Raw genomic sequence first — 19,390 nt, 5'->3', positions numbered from 1 at the left:
ATAAAAAATAGTAGGTAATTAGTTTGAAAGCAAGAATTTTTCTAGTGTACTTTTAACTAGATTAAAGAAAAGAAAGAAAAAAATAAAAATTTAATTTGATAAAAAAATTCTGAAATATACTCTTGAATTGAATATCATTATCAATTAGAATCAGAATTGATAACGATATTCAATTATCGTTTATTATATAAAATTTCGATAGCTTTAATATAAAGAGGAGGACCAACATGCAGCATGCGAAACAAATCGCAGAACATGCAACATTACAAAGCTTTTTAAACTGTTATTTAAGAGAAACAGGGAGTGGAGAATGGATTACAGAGGATGAAAGAATGAAAAGTATCTTCAGTAATACGTTGAATAGAGATACAGTCCCCACATATTTATGTTGTCGGCTATCGGCACAGAACGTTACTTTGTATGGAGAAGTTATATATAAATCATCAACAGATCGCCATTTGTTTGGAGAACAATTTTATTATCAAATTGGAGATAGTAATTCCGTTATTACAGCAGATTACGTTACAGTTATTACGTTTTTAATAAAAGAGATGTCGATCAACTACGGAGAAGGAACGAATCCTGCGGAACTTATGCTTCGAGTTATCCGTAGTTGTCAAAATATTGAGGAATTTACAAAAGAGAGAATAGAAGATACATCCGCATTATACGGTTTCCATACAACTTTTATAGAAGCGGAGCAGTCTTTATTATTTGGGCATTTAACTCATCCTACACCAAAGAGTAGACAGGGAATATTGGATTGGAAAAGTGCAATGTATTCTCCAGAATTAAAAGGGGAATGTCAGCTTCATTATTTTCGGGCACATAAAAGTATAGTAAATGAAAAATCATTATTATCAGATTCTACAACAACGATTATAAAAGAAGAATTAAGTAATGATGAGATGGTTAGTAAGGAATTTATAGCGAAGTACTGTAAGGAAGATCAATATGCATTAATTCCAATTCATCCGCTTCAGGCAGAATGGCTCTTGCATCAAGCTTACGTACAAGATTGGATAATTCAAGAATTGCTTGAGTATATTGGTCCTGTAGGTAAGTATTATATGGCAACATCATCACTAAGGACGCTATATCATCCCAATTCGAAGTATATGCTTAAGTTTTCATTTCCGGTGAAAGTAACGAATTCAATGCGTATTAATAAACTGAAAGAACTTGAGAGTGGTCTTGAAGGGAAGGAAATGTTAAATACGGCTATTGGTGAAGTACGAGAAAGATTTCCAGGATTTGATTTTATTTGTGATCCGGCCTTTATTACATTAAATTATGGAACACAAGAATCTGGATTTGAAGTGATTATTCGTGAGAATCCTTTTTATAGTGAACATGCAAACGACGCAACATTAATTGCTGGGCTAGTTCAAGACGCTATACCTGGGGAGCGTACGCGGTTATCGAATATTATTCATCGCCTAGCAGATTTAGAAAGTAAAAGCTGTGAAGAAGTAAGCTTAGAGTGGTTTAGACGATATATGAATATTTCTTTAAAGCCAATGGTATGGATGTATTTACAGTATGGTGTTGCATTAGAAGCTCATCAGCAAAATAGCGTTGTTCAGCTAAAAGATGGTTATCCGGTCAAATATTATTTCCGTGATAATCAAGGATTTTATTTCTGTAATTCAATGAAAGAGATGCTTAATAATGAATTAGCTGGTATTGGAGAACGTACTGGAAATTTATATGACGACTATATTGTGGATGAGAGATTTCGTTACTACTTAATTTTCAATCATATGTTTGGCCTCATTAATGGTTTTGGCACAGCAGGATTAATTAAGGAGGAAATTCTTCTCTCGGAATTAAGGTCTGTACTTGAATCATTCCTTCCATATAACCGGGAACCTTCTACATTTTTAAGAGAATTATTGGACGAAGATAAGTTGGCGTGTAAAGCAAATTTACTAACGAGATTTTTCGATGTCGATGAGTTAAGTAATCCATTGGAGCAAGCTATTTATGTGCAAGTACATAATCCACTCGTTAGAGAAGTGGCTGTTCGTTCATAAATAACGTTAAAATTTCACGTAATACAAATAATGGTATTTTGTCATAAGGTGGAGGGTTTTATGAGAGTGGACATGTATCATACGAAAGTATTGAAGGCGCTCGAATCAGAAGATTACATTTCAGTACGAAGAAGAGTGCTACGTCAATTAGTAGAATCGTTAATTTATGAGGGGATTATTACACCGGTTCGCATAGAAAAAGAAGAACAACTTCTTTTTCTAATACAAGGACTTGATGAAGAAGGCAAAAGTGTCACGTACAAATGCTATGGCAGGGAACGGATGACATTTGGACGTATTTCGTTAGACTCATTAATAGTAAGAGTTCAAGATGAACAGCAAGAAATACAATCTGTCTCGCAATTTCTAGAAGAAGTTTTTCGGGTTACTAGTGTAGAACAAGCTAAATTAGATTCTTTTATACACGAATTAGAACAAACAATATTTAAAGACACGATTGCACAATATGAAAGAAATAATAAGAGAGAATATACTCAAAAATCTTACGATGAGTTTGAAAGCCATTTAATAGACGGCCATCCATATCATCCTAGTTATAAAGCACGTGTTGGATTTCGATATCGTGACAATTTTCAATATGGATATGAATTTATACAGCCAATAAAACTCATATGGATTGCAGCGCATAAGAATTATGCGGCTGTAGGTTATGAGAATGAAGTGATGTATAACAACCTTTTAAAAGAGGAGATTGGCGATCGTAAATTAGAAGAGTTTATGGAGCGAATTCGTAATAAGGGATGTAATCCAAAAAAGTACGTGTTTATACCTGTTCACCCATGGCAGTGGGAGAATTTCATCATTTCAAATTATGCGGATCATATACAGGGTAATTTTATTATTTATTTAGGAACATCAGAGGACGATTATTGCGCGCAACAGTCAATGAGAACGTTAAGAAATATTACGAGTCCAAAGAAACCGTACGTTAAATTATCGATGAATTTACTCAACACTTCAACACTCCGTACACTGAAGCCATACTCTGTTGTGAGTGCACCAGCAATATCAAATTGGTTAAATGATGTTGTAAGTAATGACGCCTATTTAATGGATGAAGCACGTTTAATCTTGTTAAGTGAGTTTTCAAGTGTAACGTATGACACGAATAAGAAAGCTATATATGGTTCATTAGGATGTATTTGGCGCGAAAGCATTCATAAGTATTTAGATGCAAAAGAGGATGCAATTCCTTTTAATGGTTTATACGCTAAAGAGAAAGATGGTACACCAATTATTGATGCGTGGTTGAACAAATATGGAATGAAGGATTGGCTACAATTACTTATTCAAAAAGCGATAATACCAGTTATACATCTTGTTGTAGAGCATGGTATCGCACTGGAATCACATGGACAAAATATGATTCTAGTCCATAAAGAAGGGGTGCCTGTTCGTATTGCGTTAAAGGATTTTCATGAAGGGCTTGAGTTTTATCGTCCATATTTGAGAGAAGTTGACAAATGTCCCGACTTTACTAAAATGCATAAAACATATGCGAATGGAAAAATGAATGATTTCTTTGAAATGGATCGCATCGAATGTTTGCAAGAGATGGTGTTAGATGCACTATTCCTGTTTAATTTAGGAGAATTAGCATTCGTACTTGCGGATGAATATGGATTGAAAGAAGAACATTTTTGGATGATGGTTGTTGAAGAAATTGAAGATCATTTAAGAATATATCCACATTTGAAAGGTAGATTTGAAAATATTCAATTATATGCACCTACATTCTATGCTGAACAATTAACGAAACGTCGATTATATATGGATCTGGAATCGCTTGTTCATGAAGTTCCAAATCCATTGTATAGAGTAAGAAAACTTATGAAACAAAAATCAGTTGTTACAGGGGGAAATTATGCTAATCGTTAATAAACAAGAGTATAGCAAAAGTGATTTTGAATTGAGATTACAAGTTTATGAGGAAATGGAACAATTTAAAGAAGCAGAAGGGAATAGATTTGCACTTTGTCTGAAAGATCCATTCGATATTATTACGATTGTGTTTTTCTTAAAAGAAAAGAAATCATCAGTATTACTTATACATGAAGATACACCAAAAGAAACAGCTATTGAAATGGCAAAGCGTGCAAATTGTGTAGGAATTTTATATGGAGAATATGGCGATTTTACAAAATTAGAAGTAGGGAACTTTTTACTAGAAGAGCCTTCTTTATTGCAATATAGTTCTGGAACTACAGGGGAACCGAAACTAATTCATAGAGCATGGACGGAAGTTGATACGGAAATTACCGCTTATAATGAAGCTTTAAACTGTGAAGTAGATGAAGTGCCAATCGTTATGGCTCCTGTTTCACATTCATACGGACTAATATGTGGTACTTTATCAGCAATTAAGAGGGGGAGCCAGCCTGTAATCATTACGAATAAAAATCCTAAATTCGCATTAAATATAGTTCGCAATACAGAAAAACATATTATATATGCAGTACCACTTATGTTACACATTATGGGGAGTTTTCCATTAGGAACGTTCCAGTTTCATAAAATTATGACATCAGGATCGCCTTTGCCAGAAGCACTATTTTATAAACTAAAAGAAATGACAACATATATGATGCAGCAATACGGTTGTTCTGAAGCAGGTTGTATTAGTATATGTCATGATATGAAAAGCCATTTAGATTTAGGAAACTCTCTACCTCATGTGAGTATAAGCATAGGTTCAGATGAAAAAGCACCGGAAGAAATCGTCGTGAAAATGAATGATAAGGAAATCTTCACGAAAGATTTAGGGTATAAATCTGAGCGTGGCATTCATTTTATGGGGCGTATGGACGATGTAATTAATGTTTCGGGATTAAAAGTCTTTCCTATAGAGGTAGAAGAAACGATGCTTCGATTGGAAGGTGTTGAAGAGGCAATTGTATATCGAGGGAAACATCCTGTCATGGGCGAAATAGTTAAAGCGAAAGTGATTTCTCATGTTGATCCAGTACAAATAAGAGAATGGTGTATTCAGCACTTACCTTCTTATAAAGTTCCGCATGAAATTGAAAGTGTAAATGAAATTCCTAAAAATAAAACTGGAAAAGTAAGTAGAAAGTTACTAGAGATGGGAGAGGTTACAACATGAGACGGGAAGCGTTAAAGAATGCCGTGTTAAAAATTATGATAGAAAAAATGGAACTGAAAAATGTAACGCATTTAGAAGAAACGATGCGCTTAAATCAAGATTTATATATAGATTCGGTAATGATGTTACAGCTTATTGTATACATAGAAATGGATGTAAAGCTATGCGTTCCAGAGGATGAGGTAGATCCAAAGGCATTTCTTACTGTAGGATCTTTGCTTGATTTTATGGAGGAGTTACAAGAAGTAAATGTGAATAACTAACCTTTAGGAAAGTGGATGAGAGTATGACTTCAATTAAAGTGCACTGTTTAGTGAGTTGTTTTTGTGAAATTATAAAAAGGCGTAGCGACATTGATTTTCGTCCATTTTATTTTGGACTATGGGATGGAGATTTTGATATAACAGAAGGCGGGATTATTTCATATCACTCTGAAAACATTAACCATGATCATTATTTACTTTGGTTTGAAAAATTGTACGGTATTAAAGTAAACGAATGGTATGATCATGCACAAGATAAAGATAGCAATGTAGAAACGTTTTTAGAATTAGTAGAAAACAAGCCGGAAAATCGTTATGTCATTGTAATGGTTGATATGTCTCTATTACCAGAGAGGGAAAATAAATTTCATCAAAAACCGTTTCCACATTATTTAATGATATCAAAAACAGAGAAAGAAGAAGAGTGGTTCATGCTAGATCCTGATTTTCGTTGGGAAGGAAATATGGAAAGAGAAAAAGTACTTCACTCTATTCAAGATAACCCATTTGGTGGAGGGTATTTCATTGATATAGAAGGAATTGGGGAGCCGACGCAAGAAACAGTAGCTAGTTATTTCACAGAAACATTCAAAAAGAACGACAATGAACTGACTATGGAGCTGAAAAATTTAATTGTAAAAATGGCAAATGAGGAAGAAGGATATGCGCTTTCTGGACTTGTAGCAGCAGTAAAACAAATACCAGTACTTGCAATTCGTAAATATAGTTATGAGCATGCCTTTGCATACTTCCGTGAAACGTTGCAATATTCGGAGCAAGAATTTGATTATTGGTGTGATCGGGTAGAGGATATTGTACAAGGATTTACAAATGTACAGTATCGTGCAATTAAAATGGCAATGACGAATAATAAAGGTATGCTAGTATCGATTATTGAAAAACTGGATGAAATGAATGCAATTGAACTGCAAATTAAGAAGGAATTAGAGAGACAGTTTCTATCATGGAAAGGTATGAAAACAAATCAGTCTGTCGCAACTTTTTAATAAGCTAACTGAATTTAAGATAGGGGAGTTTAATGCTATGAAATATTCGCTATGTACCATTTCATTTCGTCATCAATTAATTTCATTTACTGATATTGTTCAATTTGCATATGAAAACGGTTTTGAAGGAATTGAATTGTGGGGGACTCATGCACAAAATTTGTATATACAAGAACGCGAAACGACAGAACGAGAATTGACTTTTCTAAAGGATAAAAACTTAGAAATTACGATGATAAGTGATTACTTAGATATATCATTATCAGCAGATTTTGAAAAAACGATAGAGAAAAGTGAACAACTTGTAGTACTAGCTAATTGGTTTAATACGAATAAAATTCGCACGTTTGCTGGGCAAAAAGGGAGCAAGGACTTCTCGGAACAAGAGAGAAAAGAGTATGTGAAGCGAATACGTAAGATTTGTGATGTGTTTGCTCAGCACAATATGTATGTGCTGTTAGAAACACATCCCAATACACTAACAGACACATTGCCTTCTACTATAGAACTATTAGAAGAAGTAAATCATCCGAATTTAAAAATAAATCTTGATTTTCTTCATATATGGGAGTCTGGCGCAGATCCAATAGACAGTTTCCATCGATTAAAGCCGTGGACACTACATTACCATTTTAAGAATATATCTTCAGCGGATTATTTGCATGTGTTTGAACCTAATAATGTATATGCTGCAGCAGGAAGTCGTATTGGTATGGTTCCGTTATTTGAAGGTATTGTAAATTATGATGAGATTATTCAGGAAGTGAGAGGTACGGATCTTTTTGCTTCCTTAGAATGGTTTGGACATAATGCAAAAGAGATATTAAAAGAAGAAATGAAAGTATTAATAAATAGAAAATTAGAAGTAGTAACTTCGTAATGTGAAATGATGTGAGAGTCTCGTTTTAGAGGCTCTTTTTTTATGGTAAAAAATAACCAAAAATTTCCATGTATTTTAATTTGAATTTAACACAATTTATATATAAATAAGGAGGTGATTGGTAATGGCTAGAAATCGTAATTCTAATCAATTAGCATCACATGGAGCACAAGCAGCTTTAGATCAAATGAAATATGAAATTGCACAAGAGTTTGGTGTACAACTTGGCGCTGATACTTCTTCACGTGCAAACGGTTCTGTAGGCGGTGAAATTACAAAACGCCTTGTAGCGATGGCAGAACAACAACTTGGTGGCGGATATACTCGCTAATTGTAGAAGGTTATAGGAGAAAGGAAGGATTCTTCCTTTCTTTTTTTTTCAATTAATTGGTATGGATATATTGTGAACTGGATTCAAAGAATAGGAATAATACTATAATTTCCCCAATTTCTTTTGTTGTGAATGGGAAGTAGTAAAGATGTAATAGCCCTGGTGGAATGAAAAGTTACGTTCCAGCGGGGCTATTATATGGTAAGAAATATATGATGAAAGGTTTCGAAGCCAACATGTTAAAAAAAGAAAACTGTTGTTTAATTGCGCTTGCATCAGTTCCACTTGTTATGACATTAGGGAATTCAATGCTCATCCCAATTCTGCCGACTATTGAAAAGAAATTACATATTTCATCGTTTCAAGTATCCATGATTATTACAATTTACTCTATCGTAGCCATTCTACTTATACCGATTGCTGGTTATTTATCAGATAGATGGGGACGAAAGATGGTAATGGTTCCGAGTTTGCTGATTGCAGCTATAGGAGGAGCGATAACTGGTTGGGTATCTTGGAAAGTTGATAATCCCTACAATTGGATATTGATTGGTAGAGCGATTCAAGGTATTGGTGCTGCTGGTGCAATGCCAGTTGTTATACCGTGTGTTGGTGATTTATACAAAGACGAAAAACAAGTTAGTACAGGTTTAGGAATCATAGAAACATCCAATACATTTGGGAAAGTGCTGAGCCCTATTTTAGGGTCTGCTCTTGCTGCCGTTGTATGGTTCTTACCATTTTGGGCGATTCCAATTTTATGCGTAGTATCAATTGTTTTATTACTTGTTCTAGTAAAGGCAAAGAAACAAGAAGGAGAAGTACCACCACTTAAAGAGTTTATAAAATCTATTCTGTCTACGTTTCGAGAAAAAGGAAGATGGTTAATTGCCATTTTTGCATTAGGTGCAATTATTATGCTTATTTTATTCGGAATTCTCTTTTATTTGTCGACTATACTGGAATCAAAGTATGACATTCATGGTATATGGAAAGGGTGTGTGCTTGCTATCCCGTTACTTGTACTGTCACTTAGTTCATATATGGCCGGTAAAAAAATTGGAGATAATCAAAATGTTATGAAGAAGTGTATCTATATTGGTTTTTTAATGGCAGCTGCATCAGTCATCATTCCTTTATTTATAAAAGGGATTTATTTACTACTTCTTTGTCTCGTTATTATGGGGATAGGGATTGGTATGGCACTCCCATGTTTAGATGCCCTCATTACACAAGGAATTGAAAAGGAGCAAAGGGGAACAGTTACGTCATTTTACAGTTCAATGCGATTTATCGGTGTAGCAGCTGGACCACCTTTATATTCTTTTTTCATGAAAGGGGCGGACCATGAAGTGTTTTATTTGACTAGTATTTTCGCTGCCATTGGTGCTGTCATAGCAATCATTTGGATTAAACCAGCAAAGGATGCAAAGGCGGTAAAACAGAAACCGGAACCTACTTCATAATTTGTAAGAGAATTGCATGATGTTTTGAGTAACATGCAATTCTCTTTCGTTCATTAAGAATAAATAACTTGTTTTAACATATAAAGTGCGACACCCCATATGATGAGACCAGAAAATTTATTTAATAATAAAATTGTCTTTCCGGTTGAGTCTAGTCTTTTTAGAAATTTCCCCGCTAAAGCTAAGCTTATAAACCAAATCCAAGAAACGATAATAGTTGCAAGTGTGAAAGCCCATTTTTCACTTCCTATGTATTGAATAGAATTTGTTCCAATTACACCGATTGTGTCTAAAATAGCATGTGGATTTAATAACGAAACTGATGCTGCGAAAAGGATTTGCTTTTTTAAGGGCATACTTTTTTCTTGTGTTACATCGTTGGAAGGGCTACTTCTCCAAATAACAAAGCCCATGTATAGGAGAAAGAAAAATCCAATTATATATAATGAGTTAGTTAGCCAAGAAAAAGTAAGGAGTACAAGGGAGACACCTTGCACTGCAATCAATATGAGTAACGTATCACATATAGAGGCAGTTAATACTACAGGGGCTGCCCTCCAAATGTTTGGTTGGCTCGCACCTTGGTTAAAGACAAAAACATTTTGTACACCTAATGGAATGATAAGTCCAAATGCAAGAATGATACCATGAATAATTGCTTCACTCATCATATTACCTCCTATTTTAATTCATTATGATAGTGTATATTGTATAGAAGAAATGAAAATTTGTATCCATCCATATGGTTGGGGAGGTTACCAACCAAAAAGAATATAAGGTGATATGATGGAAAGATTCGTTTGGAAACCGGATATGTCTCTAGCGACGCCGCTGTATAAACAAATAGAAACGTATATAAAAGAAAGGATCGTTAATGGAGAATGGACCGTTGGAACGAAATTACCTTCACAAAGAGATTTGGCCCATACATTTGGTGTGAATCGAAGCACAATTGTAATGGCTTTCGATGAACTAGTTGCGAAGGGATATATTGAAGGGAATGGCAGGAAAGGAACAATTGTTGTAAATAATAATGAGAATGTTTCAACTTACGCACCCCCGCCTAATTGGCAGTCTTATGTAGAAACAGGACTTCATTATCCGAATCTCCCAGCTATTCAAGAGATTAATCAAGCTGAATTTTACCCACATGTAATTCGGTTAGGAACAGGTGAGCTCGCGCCGAGTCTCTTACCTGAGAAAAAGATGAAAGAAATTATGAATAACCTTTTAAAGTCAAATGTGACGCTTGGGTATGAAGAGCCGAAAGGAAATCTTTATTTAAGGGAAAAGATTTCCGAATACTTAAAGGAGCATGGCGTATATGTATCTCCTGACTCTATATTAATTGTTTCAGGAGCAATTCAAGCGCTGCAACTTATTTCTATGGGGCTTCTTTCGAAAGGGGCATCAATCTTATTAGAGAAACCATCCTATTTATATTCGCTTAATGTTTTTCAATCAGCAGGAGTACGTTTAATTGGAATCCCAATGGATGAAAGCGGGTTACATACATCATATATTAAGAAATATAAGAAGCAATTTAATGCCTCTATTTTATATACAATCCCGTCTTTTCATAATCCAACGAACTTTAGTATGAATGCGAAGAAACGAATAGAAGTGATGGAAATATGTAATGAAATTGGATTACCTATTATAGAGGACGCAGTGTATCAAGACTTATGGTTTGATGCACCTAGTTCGAAACCTTTAAAAGCCTATGATAAAAATGGAATCGTACTACATATTGGAAGCATGTCCAAAGTAATTAGTCCAGGTTTAAGAATTGGATGGATTGTTGGACCCGAGCCAGTAATTCAAAGATTGTCAGACATAAAGATGCAAACAGATTATGGTTCAAGCACTATATCCCAGCAAATTGCAGCAGAGTGGTTTACAAATGGTCTATATGATGAGCATTTGCGATTTGTAAGAAGTGAATTGAAAAAACGAAGAGATTTTATGTTACTAATGTTAGATAAATATCTTCGTGAAATAGCAACTTGGCATGAACCAACAGGTGGGTTTTATATATGGGTACATATAAAAGTACCCATTTCATATCGCAGTTTATTTGATAAAGCTCTGCAAGAAAAGGTTTTATTAAACCCAGGTACTTTATATGATAGAAGTGCAAATCAATTTTTGCGCCTATCGTATTCATACGCAACGTTAGAAGAAATTGAAATAGGTATAAAAAAACTTGCACAACTAATGAAAAAGTAAGAGGAGAAAGTAATGAAACAATATATAATTTGCCAAATGATCAATGGAGAAAAATATTTAGCTGCTTATGCGGAGACGAAGCAAGAGGCGATTGAAAAAGCAGAACTGTTAGGATTAAGAACGGGAAATCGTTACATAGTTATAACTGCAGAAGAAGCCGAAGGCTTAACGTATCCTTAAACAATGTATGAGATTATATAGGAAGTAAATAAGTCTAGTAATATAAGAATTTACTAGGCTTATTTACTATTAAGTTGTTAAACGTTCTCGTATTTATACGCAAAGTAATAATATTATGAGTCAAGTTGACGAAAAAATCGATTTGTCTTTCGGTCTTGATTTCCTTTTCTATACTCATCAATATATTGCCTAAAGTTCCAAGCTTGTAAAAATTTATTAGCAGAGTTATAACCAGAATTGTAAAGCCAGTCTTTTTCTTCCTTCGTCAGTTCAAAATTAGTACTTGTAATCGTTCCTGTTGGAATTGTAATCGTTCTTGCTTTTGATTCCTTATCTAAATGACGTAAATCATGAGCTTGCATCATTGTTTTAAATAGTCCTTTGAACATAGAAATAGGCTCGTTATAGTGAGCAGGGTCAGCTTGAATCTCATCTTTTACAAAATGAAATCCGAAAGTCGGCCAGCGAGGAGCGGTAGGTGAATCGAAGATCCAAATTGGATAATTACTTAGAATTCCTCCGTCAACCATATAACAAGGCTGCTTCCATTTTGGAGTTCTCCATTTTACGGGTTCAAAGAAGAAGGGGATTGTACTACTCATTCTTACCGCTTTAGCGATAGAGAAGCGATAATTTAAAAATCCATAGTTTGGTAAGTCGTCAGGAAAGACAACCATTTTACCATTACTAATATCAGAAGCGATGATTTTGAGTTTGTTTAGATCCGGTAAATCAGTAAATAAATGAACACCTTTTTTTCGAAGTAATTCTTCAATCCATTCTTCTATAAATACATTAGAGTATATACCTAGAGTAGTCCATGCACTTAGTCCTTTTCCGATAAAGGGGATTTTGTCAATAAAGGTTTTCTTCGTAAATTTGTTATAATCGATATCAGTTATAATGGTTTTTAGCTCTGAACAAGAATATCCTGCAGCTAAAAGTGCCGCGATAATTGCACCAGCTGATGTTCCAGCTACACGTTCCCATTCATAACCTTTTTCGGCTAACGCGCAAATTGCCCCAACATGCGCAATACCGCGCACACCGCCTCCTTCAAAAACACCATCAATCTTCATTAAACATACTTCCTTTCAAATAAAAGATTTGGAAATGGCAAAAAAGCACGTATTGTACGTGCTTTTTTACAATGGTTTTTAAGTTTACTAGCAGCCTACAAAGCCGCCCCAACAGCTAGCTCCGATGATGATTAGAAGGATGAATAAAACGATTAATAAAGCGAAACCTCCGTAACCACAACCACCACAGCTACCGCCGTAACCGTAACCGCCGCAACTATATCCGTAACCCATGTGGAATTCCTCCTTATATTAAAAATAAAAATGAACGAGGGGAAAATGTACTGGAAGAACTAAAGAACTATCGTGTTTGTAGGAACAATGTATAGTATGCTTTTTTAAACTTGTTCGCGTACGAAGGATAAGCCCGTTTTTGGAGGCTTGTTGATTTTGTAAAGAATGAAGTATAATCTTTGTACTATGATATAAATAAGTATGTAAATGTAAGGAGAATTTATGAATAAAAAAATTGAAGTATTAATTGATAAATATGAACTAACACACTTGAAAGAGGAACTTATTAATACTGTATTTCCTTGTATAAAAGTTGTGCCAAAGCAGCAGGAAACTGTTGCGATAGGTAGTTCGAAAATGGGAGGAGTTCCTGATTTACCAGCTTTATTTGAATATCCAAAGCATAAAGGAAATCCACTACAATTTATCGCGCAATTTAACTTAAGTGATTTACAAAACGTTGGTATGGATCACAATCTTCCTAAGACGGGGATGCTGTATTTCTTTTGCATTGAAAATTATTTTGAAGAAAATGTGAAGCTAACAGAGGGTGGGCGTGTACTTTATTATGATGTTCCTGTAGAGCAATTACGAAGAGGAAATGAAGTACAAGCGAAATATAACCAGTGTGCAATTACTTTTGAACTGACATACAAATTACCAGAACTTTTCATTGAAGATGAGGCTGATTCAGATCGTTTCTTGCAATTACTTGAAGAGCTAATTCCGGATAACTACGATAACCATCAAATGTTTGGTGAGCCATTCTCTGTACAAGAAGAAGTGTTATATGAGACGGGAGAATATATGGGAGTAGACCCGCAGCAAATGACTCTTTTATTCCAAATTGATTCAGATCATAAAAATTGTAATATGGTTTGGGGAGAACTAGGGATGCTATATTTCTGTATTAGTAATGAAGATTTGAAAAATCAACGTTTTGAAAATACATGCTGCGTATTACAAACATGCTAATGAAAAAAGGTTGTTCTTTTTAAAAGAACAACCTTTTTATGTGAATTAGTTAATATGCATAATCTCATATGACCTATACGAAAAAGTATTGTATACTCTGAAACTATACGATACTTTTTCGTATAGTTATAGAATATAAGGAGTGACAAGATGGGAAAGACAAGTAAGTATGTGACAGCTGCCGCACTTTGTTCAACTATAGTAATGGGAGGCTTACAAGCGTCATCTGTATCTTATGCAGCTACAAATCCGACTACAGTGACAGCACAATCAGATGTAAAGTTATTAGATGATTTCAGAAAAGAATTAAAAAAACAGATTGATAATCGAGAAGAAAATATTACAATCACATATAAAACAAAAGATAGAAATGCTAGAAATATTATGGATCAATTGTATGGTGAGTTTAATAAAATTGTAGATGCTGATGAGTATGTAAAATATAATGTAGCGTCTACTAGATATTCCATTAAAGGAATGCCAGGGGACTATACGTTTACACTGCAAGTAAAATACCGTGAATCAAAAGAACAAACTCAATATGTAAAAGCTCAGGCGAAATCAATTGTTGGATCAATTGTAAAACCAGGGATGGATGAGCATGAGAAAGTAAAAGCTATTCACGATTACGTTGTTAAGCATGTGTCTTATGATACGTCTTATCAAGCGTATACAGCATATGAAGCATTAGCGAATCGTTCTGCCGTTTGCCAAGGATATACATTATTGACGTATGAGTTGTTAAAAGAGGCAGGTATTCAAAATCATATTGTAACAGGCACAGGAAACGGACAAGCTCACGCGTGGAATTTAGTGAACATTGAAAACAAATGGTATCACCTAGATACTACATTTGATGATCCAGTACCAGATAAAGCAGGGCGTGCAACTTACTCATATTTTAATATGTCTGACGAACAGTTAAGTAAAGATCATGAATGGGATCGTAGCAAATATCCAGCGGCAACTACAAGTTATTTTGGTGAATTAACAAATAAAATAAAAGCTGGTAGCTCAAAAACTGTCGTATATGAGCAGATGTTAAAAGAAACAAATTTACAATACTTATCTGCAGAATACGGAGCAGAAAATTATAATGAATTTAAGCAAAAGTTGCAGCAAAAGTTTGCAGCCAAACCAGAAAAAGTAGAAGTACGATATAAGCAGTCCATGGATGGGACGATGCAAGATATAAAGAAAGTATTAAATGAAATAAATTGGCCAAAAGGTGCAAAGCGTGTGTCTTATCAAGTAGCGCCTTACAGTGCATTGGCGGGTTATTCATTAGCGACAATTACATTTACGTATTAAGCAATGAGAAAGAGCATCTGTAAAAGATGCTCTTTTTATATTTATCGATCACTTTAAAATTTTGGGAATTATGTGATAAAATAAAAAGGAGAGGATGTGAATGCTGAATGAACTTGTTCGAAAGTAATATTTTTACATTGATATATACTTGTTTAGTAATCGGACTTATCGTTTTGTTTTTCATATCATTTACTTTGTTTATTAGAAGAGTATTACAAAGCAGTGCTGCAAAGAAACACCACGTGATTAATATGAACCAGAAGCTAGATCGAATCATTGAATTGCTTGAAAAAGATAAGAAATAGCGATAGAAGAGGTATGAAAAGGGGAAAGAGAATGGCCAATTATATAAAAGAATTACGTGAAAAAGTAGGACATGATTATGTTTTCTTAAACTTTGCCGGTGGTTGTGTATTTAATAAAGAAGGAGAAGTATTACTGCAAAAAAGAGGAGACTTTAACGCTTGGGGATTTCCAGGTGGTGCAATGGAGATAGGAGAATCAGCTGCGGAAACTGCAATCCGAGAAATAAAAGAAGAAACCGGGTATGATGTAGAAATAAATGAGCTTATTGGAGTGTATACAAAATATTTTCAATCATATCCAAATGGAGACAAGGCTCAGTCAATTGTGATGTTCTTTTCATTCTCAATAGTTGGAGGTGACAAAAAAGTAGATGGTGATGAAACGCTGGATTTGAAGTTTTTCCCGTTAGACGACATGCCACCGTTATTTTGTAAACAACATGAAGATTGCCTGCAAGATTTATTGGAGAAAAGAGTAGGGGTATATCGTTAACATATAAAAAAGAAGCTAAATGAAGATTAGCTTCTTTTTTATGTTTAATTTATTTCCACCAATCATCAAACATTGACGCTGGTACTTGTCTTTTATGCTCACTCACTGTGTAACGTTTTTCAATTTTCTCTGCAACGTCAGCTGGAACTGCTTTACCTTCTAAATAATCATCTAATTGATCATAAGTAATACCTAACTCTGTTTCATCAGCTTGACCTGGTTTTTCATCTAATAAATCAGCTGTTGGCATTTTTAAGTAAAGTCGCTCGTCTGCACCTAACTCTTGTAATAATGCACGTCCTTGGCGCTTCGTTAATCCCGTTAATGGTAATAAATCTGCACCACCATCTCCGAATTTTGTAAAGAACCCTGTTACAGCTTCTGCAGCGTGATCTGTTCCGATAACAAGTAGCCCTTTTTGTCCACCAATTGCATATTGAGTAACCATACGGATACGTGCTTTCACGTTACCTTTATTGAAATCTGTTAATGATTCACCCAATAAGTTTTCATATTGATTTGAAAAAGCATCAACAGTTGAAGCAATATCAAATGCAACAGATTGATCTGCTTGAATGAATTGTAATGCTAATTGTGCATCATCTTCATCTTTTTGTACTTTATAAGGAAGACGCACGGCGATAAACGTTGCATTACCACCTTCGTTACGAATTTCTTCAACTGCAAGTTGTGCTAAGCGTCCTGCTAATGTAGAGTCTTGTCCGCCGCTAATACCAAGTACAAATCCTTTTGCACCTGTTTTTTTTACATAATCCTTTAAGAAATCAACTCGTTTACGAATTTCAACTTTTGGATCAATTACAGGCTGAACATGTAATGCTTTCATAATCTGTTCTTGTAATGTCATTATGTTTCCTCCTATTCATATTAAAGCGGTAATTAAGTTTATATGTATAATGGTACATACTTCTATCCTTTATTATTTCGCAAAATTAACGAATATACAATAGGATGTGTGTATGAATATGAATGTAGTCATTATAAATAAAGTACTACGTATAAGCAATTTTTTTAAAACTTTCAAAAATGTAAGGTTTTTGTCATTTGAATCGATGGAAGGTATTTCCGCACTTTACTAATATAAAAACATATATAGTAGAAGGGCGGAGAAGTAATATGAACATTAGAGAACTAGCATATCGGAATGTAACCCGAAATAGACGGACATACTCAGCCTATTTTTTGAGTAGTGCATTTGCAATTATGGCCTTTTTTGTGTATTCATTTTTTGCGTTTCATCCGGCATTAAGTGCAGGAGAATTAGGTCAGTACGTATTCGTAAGTATGTCTTTTGCACAGTCTATTATTTACTTATTTACATTCTTCTTTATTTTATATTCGATGGGAATGTTTTTAAAAACGAGAAAGCGTGAACTAGGGATTTTAATGATGTTAGGTATGACGAAATATCAATTAAAGCGTCTAATCTTTTTTGAAAATATTATGATTGGAATAGGGGCAATTATTTTTGGTATTCTTTCAGGTATGTTATTTTCAGGGGTATTACTATTTGTCGCTCCGATGATATTGAAACTAGATATCTCCTTATCCTATTACATACCGATGAAAGCAATTGTTGTAACGAGTATTATGTTTTTTATTTTATTTATGATCATATCATTGTTTAGTGCAGGAATGATTCGTAAAAATAAGATTATGAAGTTGTTTAGAGGATCGGCAGAGGCGAAACCTGAACCGAAAGCATCAATCATTTCTTCCATATTAGCAGTAGTATTGCTTAGTGCTGGCTATGTAGGAGCTCTTCTATCACATGGAGCAATGGTATTTATTATGATGATTCCTGTTACAACGGTAGTTATTATTGGGACGTATTTGTTGTACAAGCAGCTGAGTGTCTTTATTATTCGATTATGTAAAAAAAGTAAACGTTTTTATTGGACACAGACTAATATTATTACGTTATCAGATTTAGCGTATCGCATGAGAGATAACGCAAGAATGTTCTTTATTGTAACCATTATTTCTACTGTAGCATTTTCCGCAATAGGGACATTAGTTGGCTTCGCATCCATGACGAAAGGGATAATGGAGAGACCGATTTCGTTTCATTACCATTCTAAGCAAGGGAATAGTAACGAATCACAGCATATACAAATGATTGACAAAGGATTAAAGAAACATAGTATAGCAGCTTCAAAAACTAATATTTCGACAAAGAAAACGGAGGAACAGTCGTTAAGAAGCGCCATTTTTATAAAAGAATCAGACTATAAGAAATATGCAAAGTTAACAGGAGAACCATTTAATACTGTAGCAAATAAAGAAGTTGTATTTTTGTCAGCTAATATACCAGGGCCAACGATGAAAGAAAGAAAAGAAATTACTTTACCTAATATGAATGAAAATTTAAAAGTGAAAAAAGTTACTTCATCTTCATTGGGGAAAATATTAAGAGGAAATGTTTATGTAATCTCTAATAATCAATATGATTCATTACAAGATGGGTTTATAGAGACAAAAGATTATATGTATAAAACTGAAAGAACGAAAGATGAGATTGAAATTGGTAAAGAGCTTACGCATCAAATTAAACCGTATCAAGAATATTCAACGTTTAGTGCGGAAGAGTACGAGCAAAACCAAAGTTTACAAATTGCAGGACCGATTTTATTTGTAGGTTTCTTTATTGGTATAGTATTTTTCGTTTGCGCAGGAAGTTTCCTTTACTTCCGTTTATTCTCCGATTTGGAGGATGATGTTCGTTTGTTCGAAATGATTCGTAAAGTTGGATTGACAAGTAGGGAATTATCGAAGGTAGTTACAATTCGATTGGCGCTTTTATTCTTCGTTCCAATTGGTGTTGCAACATTACATGGAGCAGTAGCCTTAACGGCGTTAGGGCAAATGTTTGAGTACTCATTGTTTAAAGAAAATACAGTTGTATTAAGTATTTTCATAGGTATTCAAGTTGTATACTTCTTACTTATAAGATCCCGTTATGTAAAACAATTGAAAGAGAGATTACGTATGCATTAAATGTGTTTTTTTAACTCGAGTACAAAATTTTCTAAAAAGAGGCAAGTATTGTCAAAAAGTGATAAAATGGAAAAAGCGAGGTGAAAAAATTAATAGAGAGTAAGGGGGGGAGAAATATGAAAGCAACAGGAGTTATTCGAAAAGTAGACGAATTAGGACGAATTGTTATCCCTAAAGAATTACGCGATGTATTGGGAATACAAATCAAATCACCGCTTGAAATTTTTGTAGAAGCAGATAAAATCATTTTACAAAAATATCAACCTTACAATGCTTGCCAAATCACAGGTGATGTTTCAGGGCAGAATATTACATTAGCAAATGGAAATATTACAGTTGGCATAGAGGGAGCGGAATATTTAGTAAAAGAAATAGAAAAGTTTTTAAACAAGAGTGAGGTTTAGTCTTAATTTATATTATTTTTCAAATACATATCATTCTTTTAAAAGACTGTAAGAG

The 19,390-nt window shown here is 34.2% G+C and carries 20 protein-coding genes; 16 read left to right on the top strand and 4 right to left on the bottom strand.

The window, feature by feature from the left end:
- Nucleotides 1–227: 227 nt before the first annotated feature.
- The 8 genes from ABWK52_RS23860 (at nt 228) to ABWK52_RS23825 (ending at nt 9,107) form a co-directional block, all read left to right on the top strand.
- Nucleotides 228–2,036 (top strand): IucA/IucC family protein, encoded by a 1,809-nt coding sequence (locus tag ABWK52_RS23860; RefSeq protein WP_001163356.1) that lies wholly within the window; start codon nt 228–230, stop codon nt 2,034–2,036.
- Nucleotides 2,037–2,096: 60 nt separating this feature from the next.
- On the top strand, nt 2,097–3,935 hold the full coding sequence (locus ABWK52_RS23855; RefSeq protein ID WP_141524876.1) for an IucA/IucC family protein: 1,839 nt from the start codon (nt 2,097–2,099) through the stop codon (nt 3,933–3,935).
- Complete coding sequence (locus ABWK52_RS23850) at nt 3,922–5,160, top strand: AMP-binding protein (RefSeq protein WP_098022554.1); 1,239 nt, start codon at nt 3,922–3,924, stop codon at nt 5,158–5,160. Before ABWK52_RS23855 ends, ABWK52_RS23850 begins: the two co-directional genes overlap by 14 nt.
- On the top strand, nt 5,157–5,423 hold the full coding sequence (gene asbD, locus ABWK52_RS23845) for a petrobactin biosynthesis protein AsbD (RefSeq protein WP_086409199.1): 267 nt from the start codon (nt 5,157–5,159) through the stop codon (nt 5,421–5,423). Before ABWK52_RS23850 ends, asbD begins: the two co-directional genes overlap by 4 nt.
- 23 nt (nt 5,424–5,446) lie before the next feature.
- On the top strand, nt 5,447–6,430 hold the full coding sequence (locus tag ABWK52_RS23840) for a DUF6005 family protein (protein ID WP_141524877.1): 984 nt from the start codon (nt 5,447–5,449) through the stop codon (nt 6,428–6,430).
- A 37-nt stretch (nt 6,431–6,467) separates the two neighbouring features.
- The gene (locus tag ABWK52_RS23835) at nt 6,468–7,310 is read left to right on the top strand and encodes a sugar phosphate isomerase/epimerase family protein (protein ID WP_000877670.1); all 843 of its coding nucleotides are present in this window, start codon (nt 6,468–6,470) and stop codon (nt 7,308–7,310) included.
- A gap of 124 nt (nt 7,311–7,434) precedes the next feature.
- Nucleotides 7,435–7,641, top strand: a complete 207-nt coding sequence (locus ABWK52_RS23830; protein WP_000113545.1) for an alpha/beta-type small acid-soluble spore protein — start codon at nt 7,435–7,437, stop codon at nt 7,639–7,641.
- 236 nt (nt 7,642–7,877) lie between these two features.
- Nucleotides 7,878–9,107, top strand: a complete 1,230-nt coding sequence (locus ABWK52_RS23825; RefSeq protein ID WP_033667350.1) for an MFS transporter — start codon at nt 7,878–7,880, stop codon at nt 9,105–9,107.
- A 53-nt stretch (nt 9,108–9,160) separates the two neighbouring features.
- On the opposite strand, the gene ABWK52_RS23820 is transcribed toward ABWK52_RS23825, so the two are convergent.
- Entirely contained in the window at nt 9,161–9,775 is a 615-nt protein-coding gene (locus ABWK52_RS23820; RefSeq protein ID WP_001287305.1) for a LysE/ArgO family amino acid transporter, read from the bottom strand.
- A gap of 118 nt (nt 9,776–9,893) precedes the next feature.
- Between ABWK52_RS23820 and ABWK52_RS23815 the strand changes: the two genes are divergently transcribed.
- Both ABWK52_RS23815 and ABWK52_RS23810 read left to right on the top strand, forming a co-directional pair.
- Nucleotides 9,894–11,336, top strand: a complete 1,443-nt coding sequence (locus ABWK52_RS23815) for a PLP-dependent aminotransferase family protein (protein ID WP_000439399.1) — start codon at nt 9,894–9,896, stop codon at nt 11,334–11,336.
- Nucleotides 11,337–11,348: 12 nt separating this feature from the next.
- Entirely contained in the window at nt 11,349–11,516 is a 168-nt protein-coding gene (locus ABWK52_RS23810; RefSeq protein ID WP_098541494.1) for a DUF3933 family protein, read from the top strand.
- Nucleotides 11,517–11,629: 113 nt separating this feature from the next.
- Here ABWK52_RS23810 and ABWK52_RS23805 read toward each other — a convergent pair whose 3' ends face one another.
- Complete coding sequence (locus ABWK52_RS23805) at nt 11,630–12,595, bottom strand: patatin-like phospholipase family protein (RefSeq protein ID WP_000686789.1); 966 nt, start codon at nt 12,593–12,595, stop codon at nt 11,630–11,632.
- An 87-nt stretch (nt 12,596–12,682) separates the two neighbouring features.
- Nucleotides 12,683–12,829 carry a YjcZ family sporulation protein gene (locus tag ABWK52_RS23800; RefSeq protein WP_000540425.1) on the bottom strand — a complete coding sequence of 49 codons (147 nt, stop codon included), beginning with the start codon at nt 12,827–12,829 and terminating at the stop codon, nt 12,683–12,685.
- Nucleotides 12,830–13,051: 222 nt separating this feature from the next.
- Between ABWK52_RS23800 and ABWK52_RS23795 the strand changes: the two genes are divergently transcribed.
- The 4 genes from ABWK52_RS23795 to ABWK52_RS23780 all read left to right on the top strand — a co-directional run bounded on the left by ABWK52_RS23795 (nt 13,052) and on the right by ABWK52_RS23780 (nt 15,913).
- Nucleotides 13,052–13,804: a YwqG family protein gene (locus ABWK52_RS23795; RefSeq protein WP_001034837.1), complete on the top strand. Its 753-nt coding sequence runs from the start codon at nt 13,052–13,054 to the stop codon at nt 13,802–13,804.
- A 150-nt stretch (nt 13,805–13,954) separates the two neighbouring features.
- Nucleotides 13,955–15,115 (top strand): transglutaminase domain-containing protein, encoded by a 1,161-nt coding sequence (locus ABWK52_RS23790; protein ID WP_000520857.1) that lies wholly within the window; start codon nt 13,955–13,957, stop codon nt 15,113–15,115.
- A 107-nt stretch (nt 15,116–15,222) separates the two neighbouring features.
- On the top strand, nt 15,223–15,420 hold the full coding sequence (locus tag ABWK52_RS23785) for a DUF4083 domain-containing protein (protein WP_001048102.1): 198 nt from the start codon (nt 15,223–15,225) through the stop codon (nt 15,418–15,420).
- A 31-nt stretch (nt 15,421–15,451) separates the two neighbouring features.
- Nucleotides 15,452–15,913 carry an NUDIX hydrolase gene (locus tag ABWK52_RS23780; protein ID WP_000024999.1) on the top strand — a complete coding sequence of 154 codons (462 nt, stop codon included), beginning with the start codon at nt 15,452–15,454 and terminating at the stop codon, nt 15,911–15,913.
- Between the two features lie 49 nt (nt 15,914–15,962).
- On the opposite strand, the gene nadE is transcribed toward ABWK52_RS23780, so the two are convergent.
- Nucleotides 15,963–16,781, bottom strand: a complete 819-nt coding sequence (gene nadE, locus ABWK52_RS23775) for an ammonia-dependent NAD(+) synthetase (protein ID WP_000174901.1) — start codon at nt 16,779–16,781, stop codon at nt 15,963–15,965.
- Between the two features lie 269 nt (nt 16,782–17,050).
- Between nadE and ABWK52_RS23770 the strand changes: the two genes are divergently transcribed.
- Together ABWK52_RS23770 and ABWK52_RS23765 are read left to right on the top strand one after the other, a co-directional pair.
- A complete protein-coding gene (locus tag ABWK52_RS23770; protein WP_001026001.1) occupies nt 17,051–18,931 on the top strand; it encodes an FtsX-like permease family protein in 1,881 nt (626 codons plus the stop codon).
- A 116-nt stretch (nt 18,932–19,047) separates the two neighbouring features.
- Nucleotides 19,048–19,335 carry an AbrB/MazE/SpoVT family DNA-binding domain-containing protein gene (locus tag ABWK52_RS23765; protein WP_000648325.1) on the top strand — a complete coding sequence of 96 codons (288 nt, stop codon included), beginning with the start codon at nt 19,048–19,050 and terminating at the stop codon, nt 19,333–19,335.
- The last annotated feature ends 55 nt before the right edge of the window (nt 19,336–19,390 follow it).

It is taken from the genome of Bacillus sp. AP50 (assembly GCF_040492675.1).
GTDB classification, from domain to species: domain Bacteria; phylum Bacillota; class Bacilli; order Bacillales; family Bacillaceae_G; genus Bacillus_A; species Bacillus_A cereus.
Note: the sequence above shows the minus strand (reverse complement) of the source record. Positions and strands in the feature narration are given on the sequence as shown.

Bases quoted from the DNA above. Each gene is read 5' to 3' on its own strand.
- nadE (WP_000174901.1), bottom strand. From the start codon at position 16,781: ATGACATTACAAGAACAGATTATGAAAGCATTACATGTTCAGCCTGTA.
- ABWK52_RS23805 (WP_000686789.1), bottom strand. From the start codon at position 12,595: ATGAAGATTGATGGTGTTTTTGAAGGAGGCGGTGTGCGCGGTATTGCG.
- ABWK52_RS23800 (WP_000540425.1), bottom strand. From the start codon at position 12,829: ATGGGTTACGGATATAGTTGCGGCGGTTACGGTTACGGCGGTAGCTGT.
- ABWK52_RS23850 (WP_098022554.1), top strand. From the start codon at position 3,922: ATGCTAATCGTTAATAAACAAGAGTATAGCAAAAGTGATTTTGAATTG.
- ABWK52_RS23765 (WP_000648325.1), top strand. From the start codon at position 19,048: ATGAAAGCAACAGGAGTTATTCGAAAAGTAGACGAATTAGGACGAATT.
- ABWK52_RS23820 (WP_001287305.1), bottom strand. From the start codon at position 9,775: ATGAGTGAAGCAATTATTCATGGTATCATTCTTGCATTTGGACTTATC.
- ABWK52_RS23815 (WP_000439399.1), top strand. From the start codon at position 9,894: ATGGAAAGATTCGTTTGGAAACCGGATATGTCTCTAGCGACGCCGCTG.
- ABWK52_RS23855 (WP_141524876.1), top strand. From the start codon at position 2,097: ATGAGAGTGGACATGTATCATACGAAAGTATTGAAGGCGCTCGAATCA.
- ABWK52_RS23780 (WP_000024999.1), top strand. From the start codon at position 15,452: ATGGCCAATTATATAAAAGAATTACGTGAAAAAGTAGGACATGATTAT.
- ABWK52_RS23770 (WP_001026001.1), top strand. From the start codon at position 17,051: ATGAACATTAGAGAACTAGCATATCGGAATGTAACCCGAAATAGACGG.
- ABWK52_RS23825 (WP_033667350.1), top strand. From the start codon at position 7,878: ATGTTAAAAAAAGAAAACTGTTGTTTAATTGCGCTTGCATCAGTTCCA.
- ABWK52_RS23790 (WP_000520857.1), top strand. From the start codon at position 13,955: ATGGGAAAGACAAGTAAGTATGTGACAGCTGCCGCACTTTGTTCAACT.
- ABWK52_RS23840 (WP_141524877.1), top strand. From the start codon at position 5,447: ATGACTTCAATTAAAGTGCACTGTTTAGTGAGTTGTTTTTGTGAAATT.
- ABWK52_RS23835 (WP_000877670.1), top strand. From the start codon at position 6,468: ATGAAATATTCGCTATGTACCATTTCATTTCGTCATCAATTAATTTCA.
- ABWK52_RS23785 (WP_001048102.1), top strand. From the start codon at position 15,223: ATGAACTTGTTCGAAAGTAATATTTTTACATTGATATATACTTGTTTA.
- asbD (WP_086409199.1), top strand. From the start codon at position 5,157: ATGAGACGGGAAGCGTTAAAGAATGCCGTGTTAAAAATTATGATAGAA.
- ABWK52_RS23830 (WP_000113545.1), top strand. From the start codon at position 7,435: ATGGCTAGAAATCGTAATTCTAATCAATTAGCATCACATGGAGCACAA.
- ABWK52_RS23860 (WP_001163356.1), top strand. From the start codon at position 228: ATGCAGCATGCGAAACAAATCGCAGAACATGCAACATTACAAAGCTTT.
- ABWK52_RS23810 (WP_098541494.1), top strand. From the start codon at position 11,349: ATGAAACAATATATAATTTGCCAAATGATCAATGGAGAAAAATATTTA.
- ABWK52_RS23795 (WP_001034837.1), top strand. From the start codon at position 13,052: ATGAATAAAAAAATTGAAGTATTAATTGATAAATATGAACTAACACAC.